Origin of the sequence: Methylosinus trichosporium OB3b (assembly GCF_002752655.1) — a bacterium.
Classification (GTDB): Bacteria; Pseudomonadota; Alphaproteobacteria; order Rhizobiales; family Beijerinckiaceae; genus Methylosinus; species Methylosinus trichosporium.
On record NZ_CP023737.1, the window covers coordinates 4,464,352 to 4,489,540 of the forward strand.

Sequence of the window (25,189 nt, forward strand, 5' to 3'; positions counted from 1 at the left end):
CGTGAGACGGCCGCCGCACGGGCGGCCGGCAAATTGCGATGTCGACGTCACGTCTTCATGATATTGTATAGTTTTCCCAACAAGGTGAGTCCATGTCCACCAAAGCCTATGCCGTTGCGTCCGCCGAGGCGCTCTTCGGCCCGCTCGCGATCGAGCGCCGCGCGCTCGGGCCCGAGGATGTAGAGATCGACATCCTCTATTGCGGCGTCTGCCATTCCGATCTGCACACGGCGCGCAGTGAATGGCCGGGCACGCGCTACCCATGCGTCCCGGGCCACGAGATTGTCGGCCGCGTCACCGCTGTCGGCGCGAAGGTGACGAAATTTTCGGTCGGCGATCTCGCCGCCGTCGGCTGCATGGTCGACAGCTGCCGGCGATGCTTGTCCTGCGACGACGGGCTCGAACAATATTGCGAGCACGGTTTCACCGCCACCTATAACGGCCCGATCTACGGCTCGGGCGAGAACACCTTTGGCGGCTATTCGGAGAAAATCGTCGTCGACGCGCATTTCGTGCTGGCGATCCACCATTCTGAGACGCAGCTTGCCGGAGTCGCGCCGCTGCTCTGCGCCGGCATCACCACTTGGTCGCCGCTCAAGCATTGGGGTGTCGGCCCGGGAAAATCGGTCGGCATCGTCGGCATCGGCGGGCTCGGCCATATGGGGGTCAAGCTCGCCCATGCGCTCGGCGCCCATGTCGTCGCCTTCACCACCTCGCCGTCAAAGCGCGACGCGGCCCTCGCGCTCGGCGCCGACGAGGTCGTCGTCTCCACAGATCCTGCCGCTATGGCGGCGCGGGCGGGAAGCCTCGACTTCATTCTCGATACGGTCGCCGTCGCCCATGACCTCGACGCTTATGTGAATCTGTTGAAGCGCGATGGCGCTCTGGTGCTCGTCGGCGTGCCGGCGACGCCGCATCCCTCGCCATCGGCGGGCGGGTTGATCTTCAAGCGGCGCCAGGTCGCCGGCTCGCTGATCGGCGGCGTAAAGGAGACGCAGGAGATGCTCGACTTCTGCGCCGAGCGCGGCATTGTCGCGGACATAGAGACGATCGCCATGCAGCAGATCGAGACCGCCTATGCGCGCATGCTGAAGAATGATGTGAAATACCGCTTCGTCATCGACATGGCGACGCTGAAGGCGGCGTAGCAATCAATACGAGCTATGCTTCGAGCGGGCCGCCTTCTTCCACGAGGCGGAGAAGGCGGCCCGCGTCGAAATTCGGCGTCAATCCCTGGCGACCTTGAACAGCTTCGGATCGGGCGCGCTGTCGCGGTCGATGTTGAACAGCGACACCAGAGTCTCGTAGCCCTGCGGATCGGTGACCTGCCATTGCTTGAGGTCGAAGGTCTTGGCGTCGAACAGCAGCTTGATCTTCGACGTGCCGCCGAGCGTCGCCTTGTCCTCTATGATGATCGCGGCGCCGGCGTCGTCGATCACGACGTCGAGGAGCTTCACGTCCTTCTCGAGGTCGATCTTCTCGTTGAGCAGGAATTTGAGCGGCGTCTGCGCGATGAAATAGAGATCCTGCGTGTTGAGCTTGCGGTCGCGCACCGCGACGGTGACGCCGTCGGAGACGACCTCCATTGTCGCCGGCTGGGCATATTCGAAGCGCATGCGCCCGACCTTGTGGATGAACAGCCGGCCTTCGGCGCGCCGGCCGTCGCCGCCGATCTGGACGAAATCGGCGGTCATTACCGGAGAGGCGTTGAGCGAGGCCTCGGCGCGCTTGATCGCCTCCGCGCGGTCGAGCGGCTTTTGCGGGACCGCCGCAGCGGCCGCCGCCGCCGCAGTCGCGGTCGCCGCCTTGGCTGCGTCCGCCTTGGTCGCGCCGGTCGAGGCGGCTTTGCCCTCCACGGGCTTGCCGTCGCTCGGCTTTCCATCGCTCGGCTTGGCGGCGGCCGTTTTCGGCTCGGTCTTGGCGGGCGCCTTGTCATGCGCGGTCTTGTCGTGAGCCGGCTTTTCATGGGCCGTTTTGGCCGCCGGCTTTTCATGCGCAGGCTTGGCCGCCGCTTTGGCGGGCTTGGCCGGCGCGGGCTTGGCGGCGGCGCGGGGGGCCGGCTTCACCTGCGTCGGGGTCGGCCAGGGCTGGAACAGCTCGGCTCCGGCCGGCGACGCGAGAGGCGGCAGGAAAGCGAGCGACAATGCGGCGGCGAGGAGAGGGGCTTTCACGAGAATCTGGGCTCCGGACGGTCGGGCGCGCCGCTTCGGGCGCCGGCGAACGAATCGCTAGCATGACGATATGGCCGATCTTGGGACGGCCATAATCGGCGATTCGCGCTCATTCGACCAGAATGGGGGCGACAGGCGCGCCTCAGCCGTAGCCGCCGGCGCGCGCATCCTCGCCGGCGTCCTCTTCCGCCGGCGCGGGGAAGCGGGGCATGAGATAGCGGTCGAGCGCGCTGCGGCGGCGGCGCCAGCCGCGGGCGCCGTCCTGCGCGGCGAGCTCGGCGGCGAGCGCCTCCATGCGCGCCGAGGCGGCGCCGCCACGCGAGGCGCGCTTCAGCGCCAGCGCCAGCCGCGCCTCCACCTCGGCCAAAGTGCGGTTGTCGAGAAGATAGACGCCCTTGCGGTCGAGATGCGCAACGCCCTCGCGCACCAGCCGGTTGAGCAGGCCGATGAGATTGCTGCGCGCCTCGACCGGCAGCTCGGCGACGCCGCTGGAGCCGCCGTCGAAGGCGCTGCGCTCGCCGGGCAGCGGGCGCGAGAGGCGCAGCAGCGCTTTCATCACCCGCACATCGCTGTCGTCGGCGTCGCCGTCGGCGACGTCGAGCGCGGGAAACACCGGCGCGGGCGGCCGCGCACGCTGATCGCGGCCCTTGAAGATCTCGGCGAGCAGCTTCATCACGAACATGAAGGCGTCCTGCGCTATGGCGACGCCGAGCGCCATGCTCGCATCGGGCGTCAAGCCGACGAACGCCTCGCGCGCCAGCTCGAAGCGATTGCGATCCATGCTGCGCGTGCGCAGGAAATGGTCGCTGCGTTGCAGGAAAATCTGCACATCCGCTTCCGGCAGTCCCGCGGCCTTGGCGGCGACGACGCAATCGTCGACGAGCCGCTTGGCGTCGTCGAAGCCGGCGGACGCCGCCGATTTCCCCGCCGCCACCGCGGTGCGGATGCGCGACGCGAGCGCGGTCAGCTCGCCGCGAATGGCGCCGTCGAGCGCGCATTTCTGATCGAAGGCGGCGCGCCCGGCGATCACCTCGTCGCGCGCGGTCAGCAGATCATGCGATGCGACGCCGTCCGGCTCGCAGGAAAAATCCGCGGGCACGGCCGCGTCGGCGAGGCCCGCCTGCCGCATCGCGCCGACGATCTCCTCGCAGGGCGCCTTCGCCTCGCGGATGCGCGCCCAGCTCGGATCGGCGCGAATCTGATCGCGCAGCATGGCGAGGCGCCGGGCCGCGCCGACGACCTCGCGCGGCGCCTCTTCCGTCGCGGCGGCGACGAGCGCCGGCTCCTCGCTCGCGCTCTCCGCCTTTTGACGCAGCGTGATCAGCTCCGCGGCGAGCGCGTCGCGCTGGCGAATGGCGTCGCTCTTCTGCGCCGTCGGCGCAGCCAGCGTCTCGCGCAGCGCCCCGATGCGCCTTTGCGCCGCTTTGGCTTTGGCGCGATGCGAGTCGCAATTGGCGCCACAGGCGGCGCCGAGGCCGTCGAGGCCTTTGGAGGCGTCCACCGCGAGCTGCTCCTCCTGCCGCGCCGTCGAGGTGAGCGCGACGATCTCGTCCTCCTTGGCCTTGATGATCGGCTCGAGGTCGGCGACCGTCTGGCCGAGCGCCGCCATGCGCGCGCCAATGTCCTGCATGCGGCGCGCGGCGGCCTGCGCGTCCTCGAGCTCGGCGGCTTTGCGGCGTGCCGCTTCCCGAGCGACGCGCCGGCGTCCTTCGCGACTCTTCTGCAGGCCTTCGTCGAGCCGCGCGGAGGCGACGCTGGCGGTCTTCACCAGCGTGTCGAGCGCGTCGAGATAGGCGTGAAGGTCGGGCGTCGCCTCCATGCGCGCCGTCTGCGCATCATATTCGCCGGCGATCGCCTTGGAGACCGGGAGCAGCACCTCGGCCGCGAGCTCCATCGGCTGCGTCTCGGCGGCGAGCTTCTTGGAGGAGAGGTTGAAAATGTTGGTGTAGTAATAGGTGAAGGAGAAGAAGGCGGAGATGCAGAAGACGAACAGGAACACGGCGGCGGTGACCGTGGTCTTGACGACGATGCGCTCGCCGAGAAAGCGGCGATGCGCGATCAGCGCGCCGAGATCGGCGCCGAGCGACCAGGAGGTCGCCGCCAGCATTGTGAGAATGGCCGTCGTGCCGATGATCGCGCCGACAATGCCGACGAGATCGCCGGAGTCGCGCCGCATGATGTCGATCATGCCGCTCGCGGTCGTGTAGAACACCCAGCAGAAGACGGGAACGACGATGACCGCCGCGATGCGGCCGAGGTCGAGCGCCGGCGGCGCTCCTGCGACGCGAAGACGCGCGAGAGCGCGTTGTAAGAGCGTTTGTCGCGGCTCGGCGATCGGCGTGGGCGTCGCCGCGGCAGGCGCGATGTCCTCCGCCTCCGAGAGCGTCTGGTCCACGTCCGCCATGAGTCGGCTCCTTCGCGCAGGAAAGAAGGCGCGACGCTAGCATAGAGCGGCGGGAGCTTGAACTCGCTAGAGCGCTATCCCGATCCGATCGGATCGGAATAGCGCTCTAGCGTTCTTTCGTTTCAGCGAATTCAGATCCGATCGAGTGATGACGATCGAAAAGCGCTCCAGGCGCGAAGCGATACGGCCGCGGTCGCGTTGCGCGAGCCCGCGCGGCCTGTATTCATGGGCGCTTCGGCCGTGTTCACAGAAAGGCGAGCGCGCAAGCCGACAGGGGATAGCCCATGGCGGCGCCGAGAGCGAAGCCGCCGAGCACGTCGCTCGGATAATGGTGAGCGGTGGCGATGCGCGACCAAGCCATCGACAGCACGAGCGCGGCGGCGGAGCTCGCAGCGGAGGGCCAGGCGATGACGATCGGCGCGAGGACGCCGGACAGAGTCATCATGTGGCCGCTCGGGAAGGAATGCTCGTCGAGAATGCGTAGCAGCGAGATGAGGCGCGGATCGACATGGAACGGCCGCGGCCGGCCGATGCGCCGCTTGATGATCGGAAACAGAATATGCAGCACGGCTGCATTGACGCCGGCGAGCGCGACCACGGGAAGCGCGGCGCGTCCGAAGACGTAGAAGATGACGGTGGCGAGGATCGGATAGATCCAGCCATTGCCGAGCTTGCTGATGACGATCGCCAGAAGGCGGCCGAGCGCCGGACGGGCCGAGCGCGAGACGACATGGACGCCGGCGAGATCGGCTTGCTGCAAGCGTTTGCGCAGGCTCGCTCCTGTCTCCCGGAGACCGAAACGCTCTAGCGCAATGTGTCGATAGGAGGCGATCTGCATGAGGCGAATGAATAAGCGCGCGATGCTGCGCTTTCGTGACGTTTCGCCTCGAGTTGCATGACAGTCGCAGCGAATATCGTCACATGATCGTCATGCCGCTCGCCTCCTATTCCTGGAAGATCACAAGAAGTCTGCGCTCTATGCTTGGTGTAGCTCTAGGTCGTAGCGGGAGCGCGACGATTGTCGCTGCGAGACGGGACGCTCGCATGTCGGCCATCGCACGCGACCCGCGTGCGACAGGAAATTATACGATAGCGCCGGATCTGGGATGCGAGCGCCTGTCTCATTTTTGCGCGCAGCCCAGGCCACGGGGCCGTTCTGTCCCATTCCGGGAAAACGGCGCATCGCGACCTATTTGCGCGAGGTCTTGGTCTTCTTCACTTCGTTCGGATCGAACATGAAATAGCGACCGCCCAGCGAGCCTTCGAAGGGGGCGTCCTCGCGCGCGCGGCGCATGTCGAAGCGCACGATGGTGTTCGGCACGAGCACCCGCAAGATCGTCTCCGTGACTCGCTCGATCTCCACTTCCAATGGGTCGTTCGGTCGATCCACGTCGGTCAATTTGATGCGCCTGTCCATAATTGTCCTTCTCGAGCCGCTGTCACGCCGACGACCGCTGCGGACGGCGATTCGTGAACGATCGGCTTCGTCTCGAAATGGAACGAGGGGCCATCGGCTCGACAGTCGGGTTCAAGCCACGTGCCACTTTGACAACATAGCGTCGCGATTCGAAACGCATACGCCGACGCTCGGGCAATAATGAGGACGCCGAAAAGACGCTGCGCGACAGGATGTGTTTACCCGCATGCCGCGGGAGTTTCGCAGGGGCGCCGTCGTCTGGTTGCGTCTGCGCGCGATGCGGCGTCGCTGAAATTTCTCTCTACCGATTTGCTTCATCGAAACTGATGAGACCGCAGAGCGAGACTCGAAGGCTCGCTCTTTCGGCGCCAGCGCGGCTGCGTCACGCCCTGCCGGCGAGAGCGTGTTCGATCACGGGTCGACGCGTGAAGAATCTCGAAACGTCATGGCCGCCACGGTCGCGGAGCGTCGAAGGCGGGCCATGACGCGACTGCTCAACCGCGGTTATATGCATCCTCGAGGCGAACGATATCGTCTTCGCCGAGATAGGAGCCGGTCTGCACCTCGATCAGCTCGAGATCGATCCTGCCGGGATTGCCGAGGCGATGCACGCAGCCGATCGGCAGATAGATCGACTCGTTCTCATGGACGAGATGAGTCTCCTTGTCGCGTCCGACCTCGGCCGTGCCCTTCACGACGATCCAATGCTCGGCGCGATGGAAATGCTTCTGCAGCGACAGGCGCGCGCCGGGCTTCACGACGATGCGCTTGACCTGATAACGCTGGCCCGAATCGACCGATTGATAATAGCCCCAGGGACGGAAGATGCGCTTGTGTTCCCCGGCCTCGCGGCGATTCTCACGCTTCAATTGATCGACGAGCTGCTTGACGTTGTCGCCATGCTCATGGCTGAGCACCAGCACGGCGTCCTGCGTCGTCACAACGATCACATCATCGACGCCGACGACGGTGGTGAGCGTGTCGTCCGAGCGCACATGAACATTGCGGGCTTCGCGGATGAGGCCGTTGCCGCGCACGGAATTGCCTTGGTCGTCGCGCTCCGAGAGCTCCCAGACGGCGCGCCAATTGCCGACGTCGGACCAGCCGATATCGGCGGGAATCACCGCGGCTTTGGTGGTCTTCTCCATCACCGCGTAATCGATCGAGGTCTTCGGCGCGCGCGCGAAGGCTTCGCCGTTCAGCACCAGGAAGTCGAGATCGCGGCGGGCGCCGTCGATGGCGCGCTCGGCGGCTTCGGAAATGGCCGGCTCGAAATGGGCGATCTCGCTCTGCATCACATCGGCGCGGAAGATGAAATTGCCGCTGTTCCAGAGATAGCCGGCTTCGACATAGGCTTCCGCGGTGGGATGGTCGGGCTTTTCGACGAAGGCGTCGAGCTTCATCACCTCGCCGGCGATGCGTTCGCCGGGCCGAATATAGCCATAGCCGGTCGCGGGATTGTCCGGCTTCACGCCGAGCGTCACGATATAGCCGTCCGCCGCGACCGATGCCGCGGTCTTGCACAAGGCGACGAGGCCGGCGCGATCTCGCACGACGTGATCGGCCGCCAGCACCACGACGACCGTCTGCGGATTGCGCCGCGCGGCGAGGCCCGCGGCGACGGCCACCGCCGCGGCGGAATCGCGGCGCATGGGCTCGAGCACGATATCCGCCTCGGCGCCGATCTCGCGCAGCTGATCCGCGAGCAGAAAGCGATAGTCGATGTTGGAGACGACGATCGGCTTCTCGAAGGCGGGATCGGCGAGCGTCGCCATCGTGGTCTGGAAGGTCGAGCGGTCGCCGACCAGAGCAATGAACTGCTTGGGAAGCGTTTCACGGGATTCCGGCCAGACTCTGGTGCCGGCCCCGCCGCACATGATCACGGGAAGTATCTTCGTCATTGCTCGCCTTTCGGTCGAGGGCGGTTCATCGAACGCGCAAGCGCAAAGATCGGACCAGGCCCAAAGCAGATCGGCCGGTCCCGAGGGGCGGCGAAGCCGGCCGCAGGGCGCGCAGCGCGCGCCTCTCTCACATGAGACTGCGCCAGAAATAGGCCGAGTCGGGCGAGCTTGGCAAGCGCGTGCGATTCGCGCCGCCGCGGCGCGCCGAATGACCGGGCGCGCGGCGAATGCGCGGCGCGCCCTCGGAGTCCGACGAGCGGTCGGAATGCCGGGATCAGAGCCGAGAGCTCAGCTCTTGCCCTTCTTCTCCAGCTCGGCCTTCAGCGCAAGCAGCTTGGCGAAGGGCGAATCCGGGTCGGGCTGGCGCTCCTTCTCGCGCCGATCCTGGGTCGAATAGCCGCCGCCGCCATGTCTGCGGCGATCGTCGTCGCGCGGCGGGCGATGATCCGAGCGGGGCTTGCCGCCTCCGCGCAGACCCGCTTCCTTGCGGGCGCCGTCGCTGCGCGGCCTGTGCTCGCCGCCGGTCGCCTCGCGCCGCTCGCCGTCGCGCGCCTCGCCGCTGCGTTCGCCTCCGGGGCCGCGCCGTGGGCCGCCCGAGCGCTCGCGGGCGGGGCGCCCGTCTTTCGCCGCGGCGTCGCTGCGCGGCGCGGCGGGGCCGCCTTGCGGGCGTCGGCGCGGGCCGGCGTGGGTGTGGCGCTGCAGGGTCCACACTTCGATCAGGGCGGGGGCTTCGGGCTCTGCCGGGGCCGCGGTCTCGCCCTCCGCTTCGGCGGTCGGCTCGGCGCTGACGTCGATCGGCTCGTCCACGGCCTCGGCCGCGACCAGCTCGGCTGTGGCCGGCGCTTCCGCGAGTTCGGGCGCCGCGACATCGACCGTGATCGTCTCGGCGGCCGATTCGGGAGCGGCTTCCGCCTCGATCGTTTCGACCTCGGCGGGCGCTTCCCCGCCCTCGGCGAGCGCGGGGGTCGGCTTCAGCGGCTCGGTGGCCGCCGCCGGCAGCAGCGCGACGGTGATGGCCGGGCCGGCGCGCTCCGTCGATTGATAGCCGAGCGAGCGCAGAATGGAGCCGAAGGCCTCGCCTGCGCAGCCGGTGAGCGAGGTCATCGCCACGGTGACGACGAATCCATCGCCATCGGCGGCGCCGGCCGGCGGCTCGCCGGGCGTGACGCCGGGCCGGTAGGAGCTCGCCGGGCGAATGAGATCGGCGAGGCGCTCCAGAATGTCGACGCGCACGACCCGCTCGCCGCACACGCGAAAGCCTGCGGCGCGGTAGAATCCCTTGGAGATTTCGGGGTCGGCGGCGAAGGAGGTGCGGCCCGAGGCGGCGAGATGCGGCACCTCGTCGAGGCCTTTCAAATGCTCCAATCCGCCGTGCTTCAAGCCCCAGAGCAGAGCGGAGAGCGCGCGCGGCGCGGGTTTCAGCAGCGCCGGCAGATAGAGGTGATAGGCGCCGAAGCGCACGCCCTTCTTGCGCAGGGCGGCGCGGTCCTCCTGCGAAAAGCCCTTGATGTCGCGCGCGACGCGGCTGCGCTCCAAAACGCCCAGCTCCTCGGCGAGCTGAAAGGCGACGCCGCGCGTCACCCCCTCGAGCCCCTCGCCGGATTCGAGCTCCTCGAGTGCGCCGAGCAGCTTCTTCACATGGCTCGCGAGCCACAGATCGAGGCGGTGCTGCGCCTTCTCCAGCGCCGCGCCGGTCAATTGCTCGTCGGCGAGCAGGCGCACGGCCGGCTTCAGCACGCTCGCGCCGGGCACGATCTTGCCGACCGGCTCGCCGAGCCAGCGGATCGTCCCGTCGTTGCCGAGCAGGAATGCGTCGTCCACTGCGTCGAAGACGCGCGTCGCGCGCGCCTCGATCTCGCCGGCCAGAGCCTTCTGCGCGGCGGAGTTCAGCGCCTTCGCCGCTTCGCCGGTCGCCTGCGGATCGGCGGTGAAACGAAATCCCTGGAGCTGACCGACATGCTGACCTTCGACCATGACGTCGCCGGCTGTCGTGATTTCCGCTTCGAGCATTGCATTCTCTCTCAGGCGACGCATCAGCACGCTGGTGCGGCGGTCCACGAAACGTTGCGTGAGGCGCTCGTGGAGAGCGTCGGACAGACTGTCCTCTACCTGACGCGCGACGCTCTGCCAATGCTCTGCATTCTCGAGCCAGCCGGAACGATTGGCGATGAAGGTCCAGGTTCGCACCTGGGCGAGCCGCGCGGAGAGCGTGTGAATGTCTCCGTCGACACGGTCGATCCCGGCGATTTGCTTTGCGAACCAATCGCCTGGGATGAGTCCGCGACGCACCACGAAGCCGTAGACGGCGAGGGCGAGCTCGGCATGGGCGGCCGGGGAAGTCTTGCGATAATCGGGAATCTGGCAGACGTCCCAGAGTCTCATAATATCTGCATGCGTTTTCGCATTGCGGCGCACGCCGTCGTCGCGCGCCGCCGCCTCCAGCACCATCTGGTCCTCGCCGGTGCGGGCGCGGGCGAGGCAATCCTCCGGCGGCGCGCGCTCGAGGGAAGAGACGAGCGCCTCGATCGAGTCGAAGTCGAGATCGGCGTTGCGCCATTGCAGCAGCGTGACCGGATCGAAGCGATGGCTCTCGAGATCCTCGATCAAATCCTCGTCGAAGGGCGGACAACGGCCCGTCGTGCCGAAGGCGCCGTCGCTCATATGGCGCCCGGCGCGTCCGGCGATCTGGCCGAATTCGGCGGGCGTCAGCCGGCGATGGCGCAGGCCGTCGAACTTCCGGTCGGCGGCGAAGGCGATGTGGTCGACATCGAGATTGAGGCCCATGCCGATGGCGTCGGTGGCGACGAGGTAATCGACGTCGCCGTTCTGATAGAGATCGACCTGCGCATTGCGCGTGCGCGGCGAGAGCGCGCCGAGCACCACCGCCGCGCCGCCGCGCTGGCGCTTGATCCATTCGGCGATCGCATAGACGTCCTCGACCGAGAAGGCGACGATGGCGCTGCGCGGCGGCAGCCGCGCGAGCTTGCGCTCGCCGGCGAAAGTCAGCCGCGACAGGCGCGGGCGGGTGAAGATCGGCGCGCCGGGCAGCAGCCGCTCGATCAGCGGCCGCATGGTCTCCGCGCCGATCAGCAGCGTCTCCTGGCGGCCGCGCCAATAGGCCAGTCGATCGGTGAACACATGGCCGCGGTCGAGGTCGGCGGCGAGCTGGATTTCATCGACGGCGACGAAATCGACGTCGAGGTCGCGCGGCATCGCCTCGACGGTCGAGATCCAATAGCTCGCGGCGCGCGGCTTGATCTTCTCCTCGCCGGTGACGAGCGCCACATTGGCGGCGCCGACGCGCTCGGCGACGCGCTGATACACTTCGCGCGCGAGCAGCCGCAAAGGCAGGCCGATCATGCCGCTCGGATAGGAGAGCATGCGCTCGATGGCGTGATGCGTCTTGCCGGTGTTGGTCGGGCCCAGCAGGGCCGCGACGCCGGCCGCGCGCGCGCGAAGGCCGGAGGACGCGCTTCGATGGGCGGCGAGCGTTGGGCTCATGGCGGGCAATTTATTTCAGCTCGCGTCGCGATGCGAGCTTTTCCGCAAGGATATGGCGGAAGCGGCGCCATGGCGAAAAATCCCGTTGTGCCGAAATGGCGCGCGGCGGCGGGCCCAGATTCATCTTTCGAACGAGGAGCGAACGAATCGCGGCCGAATCGCTGACCCGGCGCGAATCATCCTTCGTTCTAACAATATATAGCGTTTCTTTCCGCTATTACTGCTGTATCTCGAGATACGACGCGTCGCGCGCGCATTTCTGTAGAGGGGCGAGTGCGGACTCGCCGACGGCCTTTTGTCAATCGCCTGAAACCGTCCTCTCCACGATGGCGCGTTAACAGATCGACGAAAGCGCGAACGCAGCATGGACGAATCACTGTCGACACGATGTTGGCGATCGGTTCGCCACATCATCCGGCGCCCGATGCGCGTCTGATCTCGACATCTTGTGAGAGCCTGTGGCCGGTCGCTGGCGCGGACGGCGACCGGCGGGCCCGGGGCTTAACGAAACCGTCCGATTTCGAGACGGCCGCGACGGCGCATAGCGGCGCGCGCTCGCCGTCTCGGCGCCGCGATGCGCCGCGAACAGGGTTAATGCGCGCCCGCCGCTCGGCGAGGGACGAATTGGATCGAGGTAAGCACGGGCTTAACCCGTCTCAGGCATGATGCGCCAAACACGGGTTTTCGGAGATCGCGGGACACGCATGACCATCGCAGCGACGGAATTTTGCGCGGCGCTCGCGGCTTTCGCCCTTCTGCTCGCGATCGTCGCGTCTGCGGGCGCCGCTGTCGCCGATCGACTGCGCTTTCCCGGCTTCGACGAGGCCGCGCGCCTCGAGCGCGCCGGGCTCGCGCTGATCTGCGGCTTCGGCTGCCTTCCGGTCGCGCTCGATCTCGCCGGCCGCCTCGGCCCGCGCGCGATGGCGCTCGCCGCCCTCTCGCTGGCGGCGCTCGGCGCGCCGGCGCTGCTGCGCGCGAGGCCGTCGTCGCTGCAGGGCGGATGGATCGCGGCGGCGGCGATCTGGATCGTCGCCTCGATCCTCATCGTCATCGACATGCCCGGCGTCGGCAGCCTGCAGCACTCGCTGCTCGCCGTGGATTATGTGAAGCATGCGGCGACCACTTGGTCGCTCGCCGAAGCCGGCTCGCCGCCATGGAACCCGACCTATTACGATCCCGGTCGGGCCATGTCCTATTATTATCTCTTCTACACGCTGCCGGCGGTCGCGGCGATGCTCGGCGCGCCGCTCGGCGTCGCCGCGCGCCATGCGGCCTATGCCTGCGCGCCGTTGATGGGCTTCGCTCTTTTCACGCTCGCGCGCACGGCGCTGCGGCGCAGCGGCGCCGACGCGGCCGCGGGCCGGAATGACGAAGGCGAGGGGGATAAGAAGCCTGCGAATTGGCCGCTGCTGGCGCTGCTGCTCGCCAGCGGGCTCGACATCATTCCGCTGACGATCCTCTATTTCGGCAGTGGTCGCGACGCCGATTTCGTCTTCCTGCATTTCATCGATTGGGACGAGCAGGTCACCTCTTGGTTCAACAGCGTGATGTGGGTGCCGCATCACGTGTCGGCGCTCTGCGCGGCGCTCGTCGGCTTCATCGCGCTGACCGCGCCGGGCGAGACGTCGCGCGATAGCTGGCGCCGTGTTCTGCTCGCGGCGCTCGCCTTCGCCTCGATGGTGGGCCAGTCCGTCTATGTGGCGATGCCGGCGACGCTCGGCGCCGGCTTCTGGCTCGGCGCGCTGCTGTGGCGTCGCCGCTTCGACATTGCCGCGCGTCTCTGCTTCGCCGGGCTCGGCGCGCTGGCGCTCGCGGCGCCCTGGCTCGTGACGCTGCTGCCGCGCTTTAGCGGCGAGGGGAAAAGCGCGCTCGCCTTGCGGGTTCGCGGTCCGGAATGGATCGACATCGTCGCCGGGTCGGCGCAGGCGGGCGCGCTCTATCGCGGACTCGCCCTGCCGATGTTCTATCTCATCGACTTCGGCGTGTTCGCCCTCGGCGCCTATGTGTTCTGGCGCAAGGCGGGGCGGCGCGGCGTCGCGAGTGAATTGGGGAGTGCGCTCGTTTGTCTCACCGCCGCGTCCTTTCTCATCGGCTCGCTGCTCGCATCGCAGATCGTCATGAACGATCTCGGCTGGCGCGTGATGCTGTTCGCGCAATTCTCGACGCTGATCTGGACCGCGGCGGCGCTGCGCCAGGGACTGCTGTCGCGAGGCGGCCTGCGCTACGCCACGCGCCTCGGCCTCGCGCTCGGCTATGCGGCGCTCGTCGTCGCCATGCTGCAATTGCGCCTCTTCTTCCCGCATCGGCATATGCGCGAGACGCTCGCCGATCAAATGACGGCCTGGAACTGGCTCGACGCGCGTCTGCCGAGCGGCTCCGTTGTGCAGCCGACGCCGAGTCCTTCGCGCGAATATGGCTATGGCCTCTATGGGCGCTTTCCGGTCGCGGTCGCGGATCGCCACAATGCGCGTCTCTTCGGCGCGCAGCCGGCGGAGATCGACGCGCGCATGGATTATTTGTCGCCGATCTTCTCGCAGACGACGCTCACTCTCGACGATGTGCGTCGCCGCGCCGCGCGTTTCGACATAGCGGCGCTGATCGTCTCCTCGCGGGACGAGGTGTTCGCGGCGCCCGGCGCCTGGACGAACGCCGCTCGCGCCGACTACGCCAATCCCAATTTCCGCATCTATCTGCTGAGCCAGCCCCGCCATGACGAGATTCATTGAGGCGCACAGGGCGCTGACGCGCGCCGCCGCGCTGGTGCTCTCCTATGCGCTCGCCACCGCGCTCGGCGGCGCGCTGTTCGTCGCGCTGATGCATTGCGCGCCGGCGATCCTCGGACCGGGCGTGATGTTCTATCGCGGCGTCGGCGCGCTGGCGCTCGTCTTTGTCGCCTTGATGGCGATCTTCCTCGCGCTGCCATCGCGCCTCGTGCGGGGCGTGGCGCTGGAGCGCGCCGATTCGATCGGCGCGGCCACGGTGGCCACATCCTTGCTGACCGCCGCTTTCGTGCTCGGTCCAGTGACGGTCGACCGCTCCGTCTCGGTGTTCATGCTATCGCAATTCGACGCCGCCGATCACGCCTTGACCGAGGCCGAGGCGCGCGACGCCTTTCGCCGAATCTATGTGGATGATTGGGCGCAGATCGATCGCCGGCTCAAGGAGCAGGAGCTCTCGGGCAATCTCCAGCATGACGGCGCCGGCTGGCGGCTCACGGAGCAGGGCCGCGCCTTCATGGGAACGGCGCGCCTGATGTCGAGCCTGTTCAAAGGCGATCCGCGCTTCGTCGGCCGGCGAGACTAGAGCGGGTTCCGATCGAACGGTATCGTTCGATCGATCTCGAATTCGCTCTGGCGTCCGGCGCTCTGTGTACCGCAAATCGAGATATCCCCATGGTCGACTATTCTCATTTCGCGGAAGCGCCCGCCGAGACACGCGGGCGAGCGCGCGCGCTCGTGACGCCGAGCGACGGCGATATCGCCCGGCTCGTCGGCCTCTTGTTCATCGCGCCGAACGCAATGCTCGCGGCGAGCTTCGAATGGCCGGCCATGGCGCTCGTCTGGATCGGCTGCGCGGGCGCCGTTCTGGTCATGTGGCGCGCGCGCGCCGAGAGCGCATCGGTCGAGACGCCCGCAAATTTGAGTCGTCTCGCGCTCTGCCTCGCATTCGGTTTTCTCATCTGTCTGATCGGCGGGGAGGGGCATTTTTTCTATACGGAACGCGATTGGCTCGTGCGGGACGCCGTTCTCGCCGATCTCGTGCGATCCGGCGCGAGCACGCTGTATCGAGAAGGCGCGGTGGACTATGTGATGCGCGCGCCGCTCGGCATTTATCTGCTGCCGAGCGTCGTCGGCCGCATCGCCGGGCTCGCCGCGGCGCATGTGGCCTTTCTTTTCCAGAATGCGACGATCGTCGGCGCGACCTGCTATTTCGTCGTGACGATCGCGGGCGACATCGGCAGAGCGCGAAAGGCGGCTTTGCTGCTCGTGTTCATGGGCTTCAGCGGTCTGGACATAATGCCGATCCTGGCCGCCGAGGCCAATGAGCTGCTCCATGGCGCGCCGTTCCTGCATTTCCAGCACACGGAATGGTGGGCGCTCTATTTTTCTCCGGTACGGATGCACTATCCGAGCCATATCACGCTGTTGTTCTGGGCGACGAACCATATGGCTCCGGGCTGGTGGTTCGCGATCCTGTCGCTGCTCTATGTGCGCGGGATCGTGGCTTTCGCGGTGCTGCCAATATCCTTCGCGGCGCTGCTGCTGTGGTCTCCGCTCGCGATGATGGGCGCTGCGCCTCTGCTCGCTTATTTCACGCTCGAGCGCCTCGCGCGACGCGCCGTCGAGCGCTGGGATATCGCTGCGATCGGCGTCGGGCTCGCTTTCCTTCCCGTCGCCGCCTATCTGACGATCGACTCTGGCGATGTCGCGAAGGAATGGCTGTTGTGGCGCGAAGGCTTTCTGACGAACTATCTGCTCCTTCTCGTGTTCGAGGCGCCGCAGGCGGGAATCGTGATCTATGCTTGGCGCAGAGTCGAGCCCTGTGACCGCCGCCTTCTCGCGCTGGCGCTCGGCCTGCTGCTCGTGCTGCCCTTCTATAGCATCGGCCTCTACAACGACTTCACCATGCGCGCCTCGATCGCGCCGCTGTTCATCCTCTCGGTCGTCTTCGCGCGCATAGCGGTGACGACGCCGCGCGACGGCGGGCGCCTCGCTTCGGCGATCTCGAGCATCGTGCTGATCTCCGCCGCGACGCCTCTGATCGAGATGAAGGTGACGCTGACGGCGGGGCGCTTCGAGGCCAGCGACTGCAATCTGCTGACGGCGTGGCGCAAGAACGAGCCGACCGCGTCTCCCGCCCATTATCTCGCGCGCGTCGAGGCGGCGCCCGCTTGGCTGATGCGCCCTCGGAGCGGGGAGACGAATCTGCAGGAGGAGCGCAAGTGCTGGCCGGATCATCCGCTTCTTCCGGAGGAGCTGAAATGATCTGTGCGCGAATCGGCGGGTCCTTTGACTTCGCCGGCAGGGCTTGGCAAAACCCCTCTTTCGTCAACAAAGAGAGGCGTCGCAGATGGCATCCATCGTCGAGCGGCTGAGCGAGGAGCTCGCAGCGAAACAGTGGCAAGTGGAAGCCGCGGTGCAATTGCTCGATCAGGGCTCGACGGTTCCCTTCATCGCCCGCTATCGCAAGGAGGCGACCGGCCAGCTCGACGACGCGCAGCTGCGCCTTCTCGAGGAGCGTCTACGCTATCTTCGCGAATTGGAGGAGCGCCGCAAGGCGATTCTCGAGCAGATCGAGGCGCAGGGCAAGCTCGACGATGCGCTGCGTGCGAGCATCATGCAGGCCGACAACAAGGCCCGCCTCGAGGATATCTATCTTCCCTATAAGCCCAAGCGCCGCACCAAGGCGCAGATCGCCATAGAGGCCGGACTCGCGCCGCTCGCCGAGGCGCTGCTCGCTCATCCCGAGCGCGAGCCCAAGGCGCAGGCCGAGGCTTATGTGAACGTCGAGAAGAATGTCGCCGACGTCAATGCGGCGCTCGAGGGCGCGCGCGCCATTCTCGTCGAGCGCTTCGCCGAAAACGCCGATCTCATCGGCGCGCTGCGTGAATCCTTCTGGTCGCAGGGCGTGCTGAAGTCCAAAGTGCGTGACGGAAAGCAGACAGCGGGAGCGAAATTCTCCGATTATTTCGATTTCTCCGAGCCGCTGACCAAGCTGCCGTCGCATCGCATATTGGCGATGTTTCGCGGCGAGAAGGAGGAGGTTCTCGATCTCGAGATGGTCGCCGCGCCGAACGAGGATGGCGGCGGCTATGAGGGCCGCATCGCGCAGCGCTACGCCATCGCCGATCGCGGCCGCCCGGGCGATCGCTGGCTGCTCGACACGGCGCGCTGGGCCTGGCGCACCAAGATCGAATTGCATCTCTCCGTCGATCTGCGTCAGCGTCTGTGGCGTCTCGCGGAAGAAGAAGCGATCCGCGTCTTCGCCGCGAACTTACGCGATCTCCTGCTCGCGGCGCCTGCTGGCGCGCGCGCGACGCTCGGCCTCGATCCGGGCTTTCGCACCGGCGTCAAGGTGGCTGTGGTCGACCGCACCGGAAAGATCGTCGCGACGACGGCGATCTATCCGCACGAGCCGCAGCGCCGCTGGGACGAATCTCTGTCGATCCTCGCCAAGCTGGCGCGCGATCACAAAGTAGAGCTGATCTCCATCGGCAATGGCACGGCCTCGCGCGAGACCGACAAGCTCGCCGGCGATCTCATCTCGAAGTTCCCGGAGTTGAAGCTCACCAAGATCGTGGTGTCGGAGGCGGGCGCCTCCGTCTATTCCGCGTCGGAATACGCCTCGCGCGAATTGCCCGATCTCGATGTGACCTTGCGCGGCGCCGCCTCGATCGCGCGGCGCCTGCAGGACCCGCTCGCCGAGCTCGTGAAGATCGATCCGAAATCGATCGGCGTCGGCCAATATCAGCACGACCTCTCCGAGCTGAAGCTCTCACGCTCGCTCGACGCCGTCGTCGAGGATTGCGTCAACGCCGTCGGCGTCGACGTCAACACCGCCTCTGCGCCGCTGCTGGCGCGCGTGTCCGGTCTCGGCGAGACGCTCGCGGGCAATATCGTCGCGCATCGGGACGCGCATGGTCCGTTCCGCACGCGCGCGGCGCTGAAGGAGGTGACGCGGCTCGGGCCCAAGGCCTTCGAGCAGAGCGCCGGCTTTCTGCGCATCATCGACGGCGATGATCCGCTCGACCGTTCCGGCGTGCATCCGGAATCCTATCCAGTAGTGCGGCGCATTCTCGCGGCGGCCAAGACCGACATCAAGCAGCTCATCGGCAATGCGGCCGAGCTGCGCAAGATGAAGCCGCAGACATTCGTGGACGAGAGCTTCGGCCTGCCGACCGTCACCGATATTTTCGCGGAGCTGGAAAAACCCGGCCGCGATCCGCGTCCGGCGTTCAAGACGGCGACCTTCCAGGAGGGCGTCGAGAAAATATCCGATTTGAAGCCCGGCATGGTGCTCGAGGGCGTCGTCACCAATGTCGCGGCCTTCGGCGCCTTCGTCGACGTCGGCGTGCATCAGGACGGGCTCGTGCATATTTCGGCGATGTCCAAGACCTTCGTGAAGGATCCGCGCGCGGTGGCCAAGCCCGGCGATATCGTGAAGGTGAAGGTGCTGGAGGTGGATGTTCCACGCAAGCGCGTCTCGCTCACCATGCGCCTCGACGATGCGCCAGGCCCGCGTCAGGCCGAGGGTCGCGAGCGCAACGCCGGCGCGCCGGCGCGCCGCGCGCCGCAGGAGCAGCAGAAGGGCGCCGGCGCGCTGGGCGAAGCGCTGCTCGCCGCCATGCGCACGCCGCAGAAGCGGTGAGCGGCCGCATCCCTTCTCGCGCGAGCGCGAGAAGGGATGCGCGTCGATAGTCGGCTCACAATCGGCGCAGCCGCGGAGCCGATGTCGGCCGCGCCTCAGACGCGGCGGGCGGCCTCGCGGCGGTCCTGACCATGGCGGTCGATATTGATGTCGACCATGCGGTCGCGCGCCTCCTGGCTCTGGGCCTTGCCGAGCTCGTCGGAGGCGTCCTTCAGGTGAGTTTCCGCCTCGGCGAGCTGGCTGCGCAGATCGGCGACCGAGCGCGCGAGATTGTCGCGACGTCCGCGCGCGGCGCGGGCGTAGGTGGGATAGGCGAAATGATTGGGGTCGGTGATGTTCGCGCGCTGCTCCTCATGCGCGATCTCGCGATCGAGATCGCCGGTCATGCGGGAAAATTCGGCGATCATCGTCTGCAGCTGCGCCACCCGACGGCGGCATTCCTCGGCCTGAAAACGTTTCAGGCGGATCAAGGCATCTCGCGATTTCATTTCCATACTCCGGCACACGATACACGACGCTTGCGAATTCGGTCGCAACATCCGCGAGACGAGCGAATTATGGCGCATGGAGGTTGCTCGAATGTTACTGTCTTCCGATCAAGCGTCGGCCTTCAACTCGTTACATATCTTTGGCGGAACGCGCGGCCTTGCCAGCGGCGTCATTTACGGAGGGAGGAGCCGCGCCTGCGGGGCGCGCGCCGAAGTCGGCGGCGCGAGCTCGGCCGCAGCGGGGCTCGGCATGGCGATCAGATAGAAGGCGGCGGCGGCGATCAGCTTCAACAGATGGCAGCGGTGCGACATGGCGGGGCTCGCGGTGGCGGGAGATCTCGCCGCGCAGGCCGCATCGTCGAGACGATGCTTCTTAGGATCGCTGTCGATCGGAACGCTGTGCGGCGCCGCACAGCGCGCGCCGGCGAAGCCGGCCTGACGGTCGCTTCATGCCGGCTTCGCGAGCAGGTCGACGCTCCCGGCGCGTCCCGGCGCGGCGGGATAGGCCTTGCGAGCCTTGGCCGGAGTGAGGAAAAATCGTTCCCCCTCGCGATAGGCGGCGTTGCCGCTGACGACCTCGAACTCGACGAGACCGTCGGAAATCATACCTGTTGTCCCGCCGAGGAAGCGGACGCTCCTGGGCAGCAGTCTCAGATCGGCGCTGCGCGCTTCCTCCGCCTTGACCAGAATCTCCCGCGCGTCCATCGCCGCCTCCGTCGTCGACTCTCCAAATGCGGCGTAGATGCGGTTCCGTCCAATTGTCCTTTGCGATTCCATGATGCATTTTCTGCATCATGGAGCTGCAATGGATCGACGATTTCCTCGCGCTTTGCGAAACGCGCAACTTCACCCGGGCCGCGCAGGCCCGCTGCACGACGCAATCGGCCTATAGCCGGCGCATGCAGCGGCTGGAGGACTGGCTCGGCGCGCCGCTCTTCGACCGCGAGCGGCGCCCGGTGGCGCTGACGCCAGCGGGCGAGGAGTTTCTCGCGCGCGCGCATCGGCTGCGCGACGACATATTCGACGCCCGCCGCGCGGTGCTCGCCGTGTCGAGCCATCTCGAGAGATCGCTGCGCATCTATACGACCAACACGCTCGCGGCGACGGTCCTGTCGCCCTGGCTGATCGAGCGCGGGCTGCGCAATTATTCCTTGATCGTCGCCTCGGTGTCCGGCTGCCTCGAGGCGGTTCGGCGCGGGCATGCCGATCTGGCGCTCACGCCACATTTCGGCGACGCCGAGGCGCTGGCGGGACTCGCGACGCGCCCGATCGGAGAAGATCGCCTGATTCTGGCGCAGAGCCGCGCGACGAAGAGCGCTGTGACCCTGTCGGACGGCCAGCTCGCCGGCGCGCTGATGCTCTACACGCCCGGCACCCAATATGGCGCGCGGATCGCCGGCATGCTCGACGCCAATCGCATTTACATGAGGGATCGGCCGGTCTGTGAGAGCGCCTCGGCCGAAGCGCTTCTGGCGCAAGTGAAGGCCGGGCTCGGAGCGGCATGGATTCCGGCGATCCTGCTCGGCGACGAGACGACGTCGCGCTGCCGGGTCCCGGATTTTTTCGACGTCCCTTACACGATCCTCTTGGTCGAGCCCCTGGCGGGGAGGGACGAGGCTGGGGCGGCGGTCGAAACCGTTGATCGAAGCTCCGACCGCCGTCGCCCGTTGTGATGCGCGGCGGCTTCGAGGCCGCGCGAGCTTCAGAACGCACCGCCAGGCCTATTCGACGGCCCCGGGCTGAATATCGACGCGGACCAGATGCAGCGGGGCGGCGATCCAATGCAGATTATTCGACGTTGCGGCGATTCTCGGTGAAAACTCGGGTTCTGCGAGTCGAGAGCGTGACCGTTTGTGATGGTCCTTGCGGCCGATCAGCTAGCTGAAGGTCGATTGCGCCGATGAGGCAAGGCGCTCGATGTGGAGCGAGGAAGAAGAAAAGCGGGGCGCGCGACGAAGGCGTCATCAAAAATGGCTCTCGGGTTCCTCGCCGCCGTCCCCTTCCTTCGCTTCGTGCCGCAGCATCAGCGGAATTTGCGATAAGGCGAACAACAGCGTCAGCGGCAAAATGCCGAACACCTTGAAATTCACCCAGACGTCGGTGTCGACGCCGCGCCGAACCACCTCGTTGAGGCCGGCGAGAAAGAAAAAGAAGAAGCTCCAGCGCAAGGTGAGCTTGCGCCAGCCGGCGTCGTCGAGATGAAAGGCCGAGTCGAACACGGCGGGCAGCAGCAGCTTGTCGAACCAGAGCGCGCCGATCAGCGCGGAGCCGAACAGCGTGTAGAGGATGGTGACCTTCAGCTTGATGAAATTCTCGTCCTGCAGGAAGAATGTCAGCGAGCCGAAGATCAGCACGAAGATAGCCGTCACCACGGGCATTGCCGGCAGATGGCGGGTAATCGAATAAGAGACGACGAGCGAGAGGGTGACGGCCGCCATCAGCGCGGCGGTCGCGTAGAAAATGCCGAATTTCTGATTGGCGAGGAAGAACAGGACGAGCGGCCCCATTTCCAGCGCCAGCTTCAGTCCGGGCGAGAGGCGCTTCTTCGGCCGCGGAAGGGCGGCGCTCGTTTCATCGATCATGGCGTCGTGTCCGTTTTCTCTTCGTCGCCCTCGAGCCCGGCGATGGCGCGAGCGAAATCGCGCGCGGTGAAGGGCTCGAGATCCTCGGCTCCCTCGCCGACGCCGATGAAGTGGATCGGCAGGCCGTAGGCCTCGGCGATGGCGACGAGAATGCCGCCGCGCGCGGTGCCGTCGAGCTTGGTCATCACGAGGCCGGTGACGCCGGCGATCTTGCCGAAGACGTCGACCTGGGCGACGGCGTTCTGGCCGACGGTCGCGTCGAGCACCAGCAGCACCGCATGCGGCGCCTCGGGCTCGGCCTTTTTCATCACGCGGACGATCTTGGCGAGCTCGGCCATCAGCTCGGTGCGGTTCTGCAGCCGCCCGGCCGTGTCCATCAGCAGAATGTCGGAGCCGCGCTCGCGCGCCGATTTGATCGCATCGAAGGCGAGGCCGGCGGCGTCCGCGCCCTCGGGCGCATAGCAGACCGACACATTGAGCCGCTCGCCCCAGAAGCGCAGCTGCTCCACCGCGGCGGCGCGGAACGTGTCGCCGGCGGCGAGCATGACCTTGCGCCCTTCCGCCGTCCATTTGGCGGCGAGCTTGGCGATGGTCGTGGTCTTGCCGGAGCCGTTGACGCCGACCACCAGAACAATGAACGGCTTCTTGCTCTCGTCGAGCTCGAAGGGACGCGCCACCGGAGCGAGCACGCGCTCGACCTCCTCGGCGAGGATCGCGCGCACCTCGTCCGGCCCGATGGTCTTCTCATAGCGTGCCTTGCCGACGGTGGCGGAGATGCGCTGGGCGGCGGCGAGGCCGAGGTCGGCGCGCACCAGCACGTCCTCGAGCTCCTCGAGCGTCAGCGCATCCAGCTTGCGCTTGGTGAAGAGATCGGAAATGCCCTGCACGATCGCCTGCGACGAGCGCGAAAGCCCGCCGGTCAGCCGCTCCCACCAGGAGCGCTTGCGGCCGGGCTCGGCGGGGGCCTCCGGCGTCGCGGCCCCGCCACGCCCGAACAGGCGCGCGAACAAGCCCTTTTTTTCGTCGGCTTCGCTCATGGTCTCCCTCGATCGCAGCGACTGCCTACACCAGCCTGCGACGAAGGGCCAGCGGCGCGTCGCTGGCGCGAGCGCTTGAATCGGCCGGCGCCCGGTTCGATATAGGCCGTGGGGGCGTATCGGAATCGAACGCCGGTGACCGCAACCGAGATCGATGCCGGCGCGAGGCCGTCCGAACGGTTTTTCCTGGACGGCGGCGCAACGGCCGCGCTGATCGCCGCGACAGATTGGTCCGCCTCGCCGCTCGGAGAGCCGCGCCGCTGGCCCGAGCGTCTGCGCGTGATGCTCGAAGTGTGCCTCAACAGCGCTTTTCCGATCGCCATTTTCTGGGGCGAGGATCTTCGTCTCTTCTATAACGACGCTTATCACGTCTTCCTCGCCGACAAGCATCCGCGCGCGCTGGGACGGCCCGCCTGCGACGTGTGGCCGGAAATCTGGGACGTGATCGGCCCTATGCTGCAGGGCGTGCTCGCCAATGGGCGGCCGACGCGATCGGAGGATCTGCAGCTCAATCTGATGCGCAACGGACGTCGTGACGAGGCCTATTTCAGCTTCTCCTACGGACCGATCCCCGAGGACGACGGCTCGATCGGCGGCGTGTTCTGTCCCGTGGTCGAGACCACGGAGCGAGTGATCGGCGAGCGACGGCTGCGCACCTTGCGCGACCTCGCCGCCTTGAGCCGGGCCGAGGACGAGACACAGGCTTGCCGCCTGGCCGCGAGTGTGCTCGCCGCCAATGACGCCGACATTCCTTTTTCGGCGATCTACCGGCTGGACGAGGCGCAGGGCGAGGCGACGCTCATGGCCTTCACCGGCACGCCGCCCGGCGCGCGCGCCTTTCCGGCCCGGCTGCGGCTCGGCGATCCCGATCCGGACCGCGGCGACATATGGGGCCTCGGCGATGTCGTCGGCCTGCGCCCCGGCCGCGTCGCCATGCGCACGGTCGACGAGCGTTTCGGCGTGCTGCCGCGCGGCGCCTGCGCTTCGGCGCCCGACGAGGCGGTCCTCTTCCCGGTCGTGCTGCTCGGACAGGAGCGCGCCGCCGCGGCCTTGATCGCGGGCGTCAGCGCCTGCAAGCGGCTCGACGCCGCCTATGCCTATTTTCTCGACCGCGTCGCCGCCAAGATCGGCTCCGCAATGGCCGACGCCCGCGCCTATGCCGACGAGCGCGCCCGCGCCGAGGCGATCCGCTCGCGTGAGGAGGCGTTGCGGCGCACCGAGGCGGAACTGCGCGAGGCGCAGCGGCTCGGCCGCATCGGCAGCTGGCGTTGGAGCGGACGGCGCCGCGACAGCGGCCGCGCCTCTCCCTATCTCGCGCAGATCTTCGGGCTCGATCCGGCAAAGCCGCCGCCGAGCTTCGCCGAGATGAAGGGCCTCGTCTATGCGCCCGGCGACTGGGAGCGGCTGGAGACGGCGGCGCGCGAGACGCTCCGCTCCGGCGAAGGCTTCGAGCTCGATCTGCCGGCGCGCCGGGTCGACGGCGTCGGCATCTTCGTCACCATTCGCGGTGAGGCGGTGCGCGAGGAGAGGGGCGAGATCGTCGGCCTGCGCAGCACGATTCAGGACATCACCGAACGCAAGAAGGCGGAGGAGCGCGTCGAGCTGTTGATGCGCGAGGTGACGCATCGCGCCAAGAATCTGCTCACCGTGGTGCGCGCCGTCGCCCGCCAGACCGCGCGCAAGGATTCGCCGACCGCCTTCGCTCAGCGCTTCGACCAGCGCATCGCCGCGCTCGGCGCGAGCCATGATCTTCTGGTGCAGAACGAATGGCGCGGCGTCGATCTCGAAGCGCTGACGCGCTCGCAGCTGGCTCATTTCCGCGATCTGTTCGGCTCGCGCATCGAGATCGAAGGTTCGCGGACCATCGTCAAGCCATCGGCCGGCCAGACGATCGGCATGGCGCTGCACGAGCTCGCGACCAACGCCGGCAAATATGGCGCGCTCTCGAACGACAAGGGCAAGGTGCGCATCGCCTTCGGCGTTCGCCCCGATGAGAACGGCGCGCCGCGCTTCGAGATGGACTGGCGCGAGAGCGGCGGGCCGACCGTCGTTCCGCCGCGGCGCCACGGCTTCGGCCATATGGTCATCCTGCAGATGGTCAAGCATTCGCTCGGCGGGCAGGTGACCCTCGACTACGCGCCGGCCGGGATCGCCTGGACGGTGAGCGCGTCGCCCGAGAATGTGATCGAGCCGCCGCAGGAGGCCGATCGAGAGTTCGAGAAGCGAGCCTGAAGGCTCGCGGTCCGAGCACGGCCCTGGACCGCGAGCCCTCGGGCTCGCTCGAAGCCGACGAAGCGCGCCACGCAAGGGAGAAGCCGAG

Annotated in this window: 18 protein-coding genes; 7 read left to right on the forward strand and 11 right to left on the reverse strand. The window is 67.2% G+C overall.

Translation table 11 applies throughout. The annotated features are described in order from the left end of the window. Positions 1-92: 92 nt before the first annotated feature. Positions 93-1,148, forward strand: coding sequence for an NAD(P)-dependent alcohol dehydrogenase (locus tag CQW49_RS21150; RefSeq protein ID WP_003614776.1), 1,056 nt, complete (start codon positions 93-95; stop codon positions 1,146-1,148). A gap of 78 nt (positions 1,149-1,226) precedes the next feature. On the opposite strand, the gene CQW49_RS25200 is transcribed toward CQW49_RS21150, so the two are convergent. The 6 genes from CQW49_RS25200 to CQW49_RS21180 all read right to left on the reverse strand — a co-directional run bounded on the left by CQW49_RS25200 (position 1,227) and on the right by CQW49_RS21180 (position 11,394). After that, positions 1,227-2,171 (reverse strand): LolA family protein, encoded by a 945-nt coding sequence (locus CQW49_RS25200; protein WP_003614774.1) that lies wholly within the window; start codon positions 2,169-2,171, stop codon positions 1,227-1,229. Between the two features lie 142 nt (positions 2,172-2,313). Next, on the reverse strand, positions 2,314-4,575 hold the full coding sequence (locus CQW49_RS21160) for a hypothetical protein (protein ID WP_003614772.1): 2,262 nt from the start codon (positions 4,573-4,575) through the stop codon (positions 2,314-2,316). A 244-nt stretch (positions 4,576-4,819) separates the two neighbouring features. Beyond that, the gene (locus tag CQW49_RS21165; RefSeq protein ID WP_244441269.1) at positions 4,820-5,335 is read right to left on the reverse strand and encodes a phosphatase PAP2 family protein; all 516 of its coding nucleotides are present in this window, start codon (positions 5,333-5,335) and stop codon (positions 4,820-4,822) included. A 429-nt stretch (positions 5,336-5,764) separates the two neighbouring features. Next, the gene (locus tag CQW49_RS21170) at positions 5,765-5,965 is read right to left on the reverse strand and encodes a hypothetical protein (protein WP_244441356.1); all 201 of its coding nucleotides are present in this window, start codon (positions 5,963-5,965) and stop codon (positions 5,765-5,767) included. A gap of 521 nt (positions 5,966-6,486) precedes the next feature. After that, a complete protein-coding gene (locus CQW49_RS21175; protein WP_003614765.1) occupies positions 6,487-7,893 on the reverse strand; it encodes a mannose-1-phosphate guanylyltransferase/mannose-6-phosphate isomerase in 1,407 nt (468 codons plus the stop codon). Positions 7,894-8,181: 288 nt separating this feature from the next. Further along, positions 8,182-11,394: a helicase-related protein gene (locus CQW49_RS21180; protein WP_024749427.1), complete on the reverse strand. Its 3,213-nt coding sequence runs from the start codon at positions 11,392-11,394 to the stop codon at positions 8,182-8,184. Positions 11,395-12,098: 704 nt separating this feature from the next. Between CQW49_RS21180 and CQW49_RS21185 the strand changes: the two genes are divergently transcribed. The 4 genes from CQW49_RS21185 to CQW49_RS21200 all read left to right on the forward strand — a co-directional run bounded on the left by CQW49_RS21185 (position 12,099) and on the right by CQW49_RS21200 (position 18,762). Next, on the forward strand, positions 12,099-14,120 hold the full coding sequence (locus CQW49_RS21185) for a hypothetical protein (RefSeq protein WP_003614877.1): 2,022 nt from the start codon (positions 12,099-12,101) through the stop codon (positions 14,118-14,120). Further along, entirely contained in the window at positions 14,104-14,697 is a 594-nt protein-coding gene (locus CQW49_RS21190) for a hypothetical protein (protein ID WP_003614876.1), read from the forward strand. The genes CQW49_RS21185 and CQW49_RS21190 overlap by 17 nt, the downstream gene beginning before the upstream one ends. An 89-nt stretch (positions 14,698-14,786) precedes the next feature. Then, entirely contained in the window at positions 14,787-16,379 is a 1,593-nt protein-coding gene (locus tag CQW49_RS21195) for a hypothetical protein (RefSeq protein WP_003614875.1), read from the forward strand. Positions 16,380-16,464: 85 nt separating this feature from the next. Continuing rightward, positions 16,465-18,762, forward strand: a complete 2,298-nt coding sequence (locus tag CQW49_RS21200; protein WP_003614874.1) for a Tex family protein — start codon at positions 16,465-16,467, stop codon at positions 18,760-18,762. 95 nt (positions 18,763-18,857) lie between these two features. Here the strand turns inward: CQW49_RS21200 and CQW49_RS21205 are convergent, their stop codons facing one another. The 3 genes from CQW49_RS21205 to CQW49_RS21210 all read right to left on the reverse strand — a co-directional run bounded on the left by CQW49_RS21205 (position 18,858) and on the right by CQW49_RS21210 (position 19,955). Further along, the gene (locus tag CQW49_RS21205) at positions 18,858-19,250 is read right to left on the reverse strand and encodes a hypothetical protein (protein ID WP_003614873.1); all 393 of its coding nucleotides are present in this window, start codon (positions 19,248-19,250) and stop codon (positions 18,858-18,860) included. 174 nt (positions 19,251-19,424) lie between these two features. After that, a complete protein-coding gene (locus tag CQW49_RS24820; RefSeq protein WP_003614872.1) occupies positions 19,425-19,562 on the reverse strand; it encodes a hypothetical protein in 138 nt (45 codons plus the stop codon). Between the two features lie 135 nt (positions 19,563-19,697). Then, positions 19,698-19,955: a hypothetical protein gene (locus CQW49_RS21210; RefSeq protein ID WP_003614868.1), complete on the reverse strand. Its 258-nt coding sequence runs from the start codon at positions 19,953-19,955 to the stop codon at positions 19,698-19,700. A gap of 89 nt (positions 19,956-20,044) precedes the next feature. On the opposite strand from CQW49_RS21210, the gene CQW49_RS21215 reads away from it, so the two are divergent. After that, on the forward strand, positions 20,045-20,923 hold the full coding sequence (locus CQW49_RS21215) for a LysR family transcriptional regulator (protein WP_003614866.1): 879 nt from the start codon (positions 20,045-20,047) through the stop codon (positions 20,921-20,923). 291 nt (positions 20,924-21,214) lie between these two features. On the opposite strand, the gene CQW49_RS21220 is transcribed toward CQW49_RS21215, so the two are convergent. Together CQW49_RS21220 and ftsY are read right to left on the reverse strand one after the other, a co-directional pair. Continuing rightward, complete coding sequence (locus CQW49_RS21220) at positions 21,215-21,832, reverse strand: septation protein A (RefSeq protein WP_003614865.1); 618 nt, start codon at positions 21,830-21,832, stop codon at positions 21,215-21,217. Then, a complete protein-coding gene (gene ftsY / locus CQW49_RS21225; protein ID WP_003614863.1) occupies positions 21,829-22,869 on the reverse strand; it encodes a signal recognition particle-docking protein FtsY in 1,041 nt (346 codons plus the stop codon). The genes CQW49_RS21220 and ftsY overlap by 4 nt, the downstream gene beginning before the upstream one ends. Positions 22,870-23,004: 135 nt before the next feature. On the opposite strand from ftsY, the gene CQW49_RS21230 reads away from it, so the two are divergent. Then, the gene (locus tag CQW49_RS21230; RefSeq protein WP_003614860.1) at positions 23,005-25,101 is read left to right on the forward strand and encodes a sensor histidine kinase; all 2,097 of its coding nucleotides are present in this window, start codon (positions 23,005-23,007) and stop codon (positions 25,099-25,101) included. Positions 25,102-25,189: the final 88 nt, after the last annotated feature.

Bases quoted from the DNA above. Each gene is read 5' to 3' on its own strand.
- CQW49_RS21180 (WP_024749427.1), bottom strand. From the start codon at position 11,394: ATGAGCCCAACGCTCGCCGCCCATCGAAGCGCGTCCTCCGGCCTTCGC.
- ftsY (WP_003614863.1), bottom strand. From the start codon at position 22,869: ATGAGCGAAGCCGACGAAAAAAAGGGCTTGTTCGCGCGCCTGTTCGGG.
- CQW49_RS21220 (WP_003614865.1), bottom strand. From the start codon at position 21,832: ATGATCGATGAAACGAGCGCCGCCCTTCCGCGGCCGAAGAAGCGCCTC.
- CQW49_RS24820 (WP_003614872.1), bottom strand. From the start codon at position 19,562: ATGTCGCACCGCTGCCATCTGTTGAAGCTGATCGCCGCCGCCGCCTTC.
- CQW49_RS21195 (WP_003614875.1), top strand. From the start codon at position 14,787: ATGGTCGACTATTCTCATTTCGCGGAAGCGCCCGCCGAGACACGCGGG.
- CQW49_RS21185 (WP_003614877.1), top strand. From the start codon at position 12,099: ATGACCATCGCAGCGACGGAATTTTGCGCGGCGCTCGCGGCTTTCGCC.
- CQW49_RS21175 (WP_003614765.1), bottom strand. From the start codon at position 7,893: ATGACGAAGATACTTCCCGTGATCATGTGCGGCGGGGCCGGCACCAGA.
- CQW49_RS21205 (WP_003614873.1), bottom strand. From the start codon at position 19,250: ATGAAATCGCGAGATGCCTTGATCCGCCTGAAACGTTTTCAGGCCGAG.
- CQW49_RS21210 (WP_003614868.1), bottom strand. From the start codon at position 19,955: ATGGACGCGCGGGAGATTCTGGTCAAGGCGGAGGAAGCGCGCAGCGCC.
- CQW49_RS21160 (WP_003614772.1), bottom strand. From the start codon at position 4,575: ATGGCGGACGTGGACCAGACGCTCTCGGAGGCGGAGGACATCGCGCCT.
- CQW49_RS21190 (WP_003614876.1), top strand. From the start codon at position 14,104: ATGACGAGATTCATTGAGGCGCACAGGGCGCTGACGCGCGCCGCCGCG.
- CQW49_RS21200 (WP_003614874.1), top strand. From the start codon at position 16,465: ATGGCATCCATCGTCGAGCGGCTGAGCGAGGAGCTCGCAGCGAAACAG.
- CQW49_RS21215 (WP_003614866.1), top strand. From the start codon at position 20,045: ATGGAGCTGCAATGGATCGACGATTTCCTCGCGCTTTGCGAAACGCGC.
- CQW49_RS21150 (WP_003614776.1), top strand. From the start codon at position 93: ATGTCCACCAAAGCCTATGCCGTTGCGTCCGCCGAGGCGCTCTTCGGC.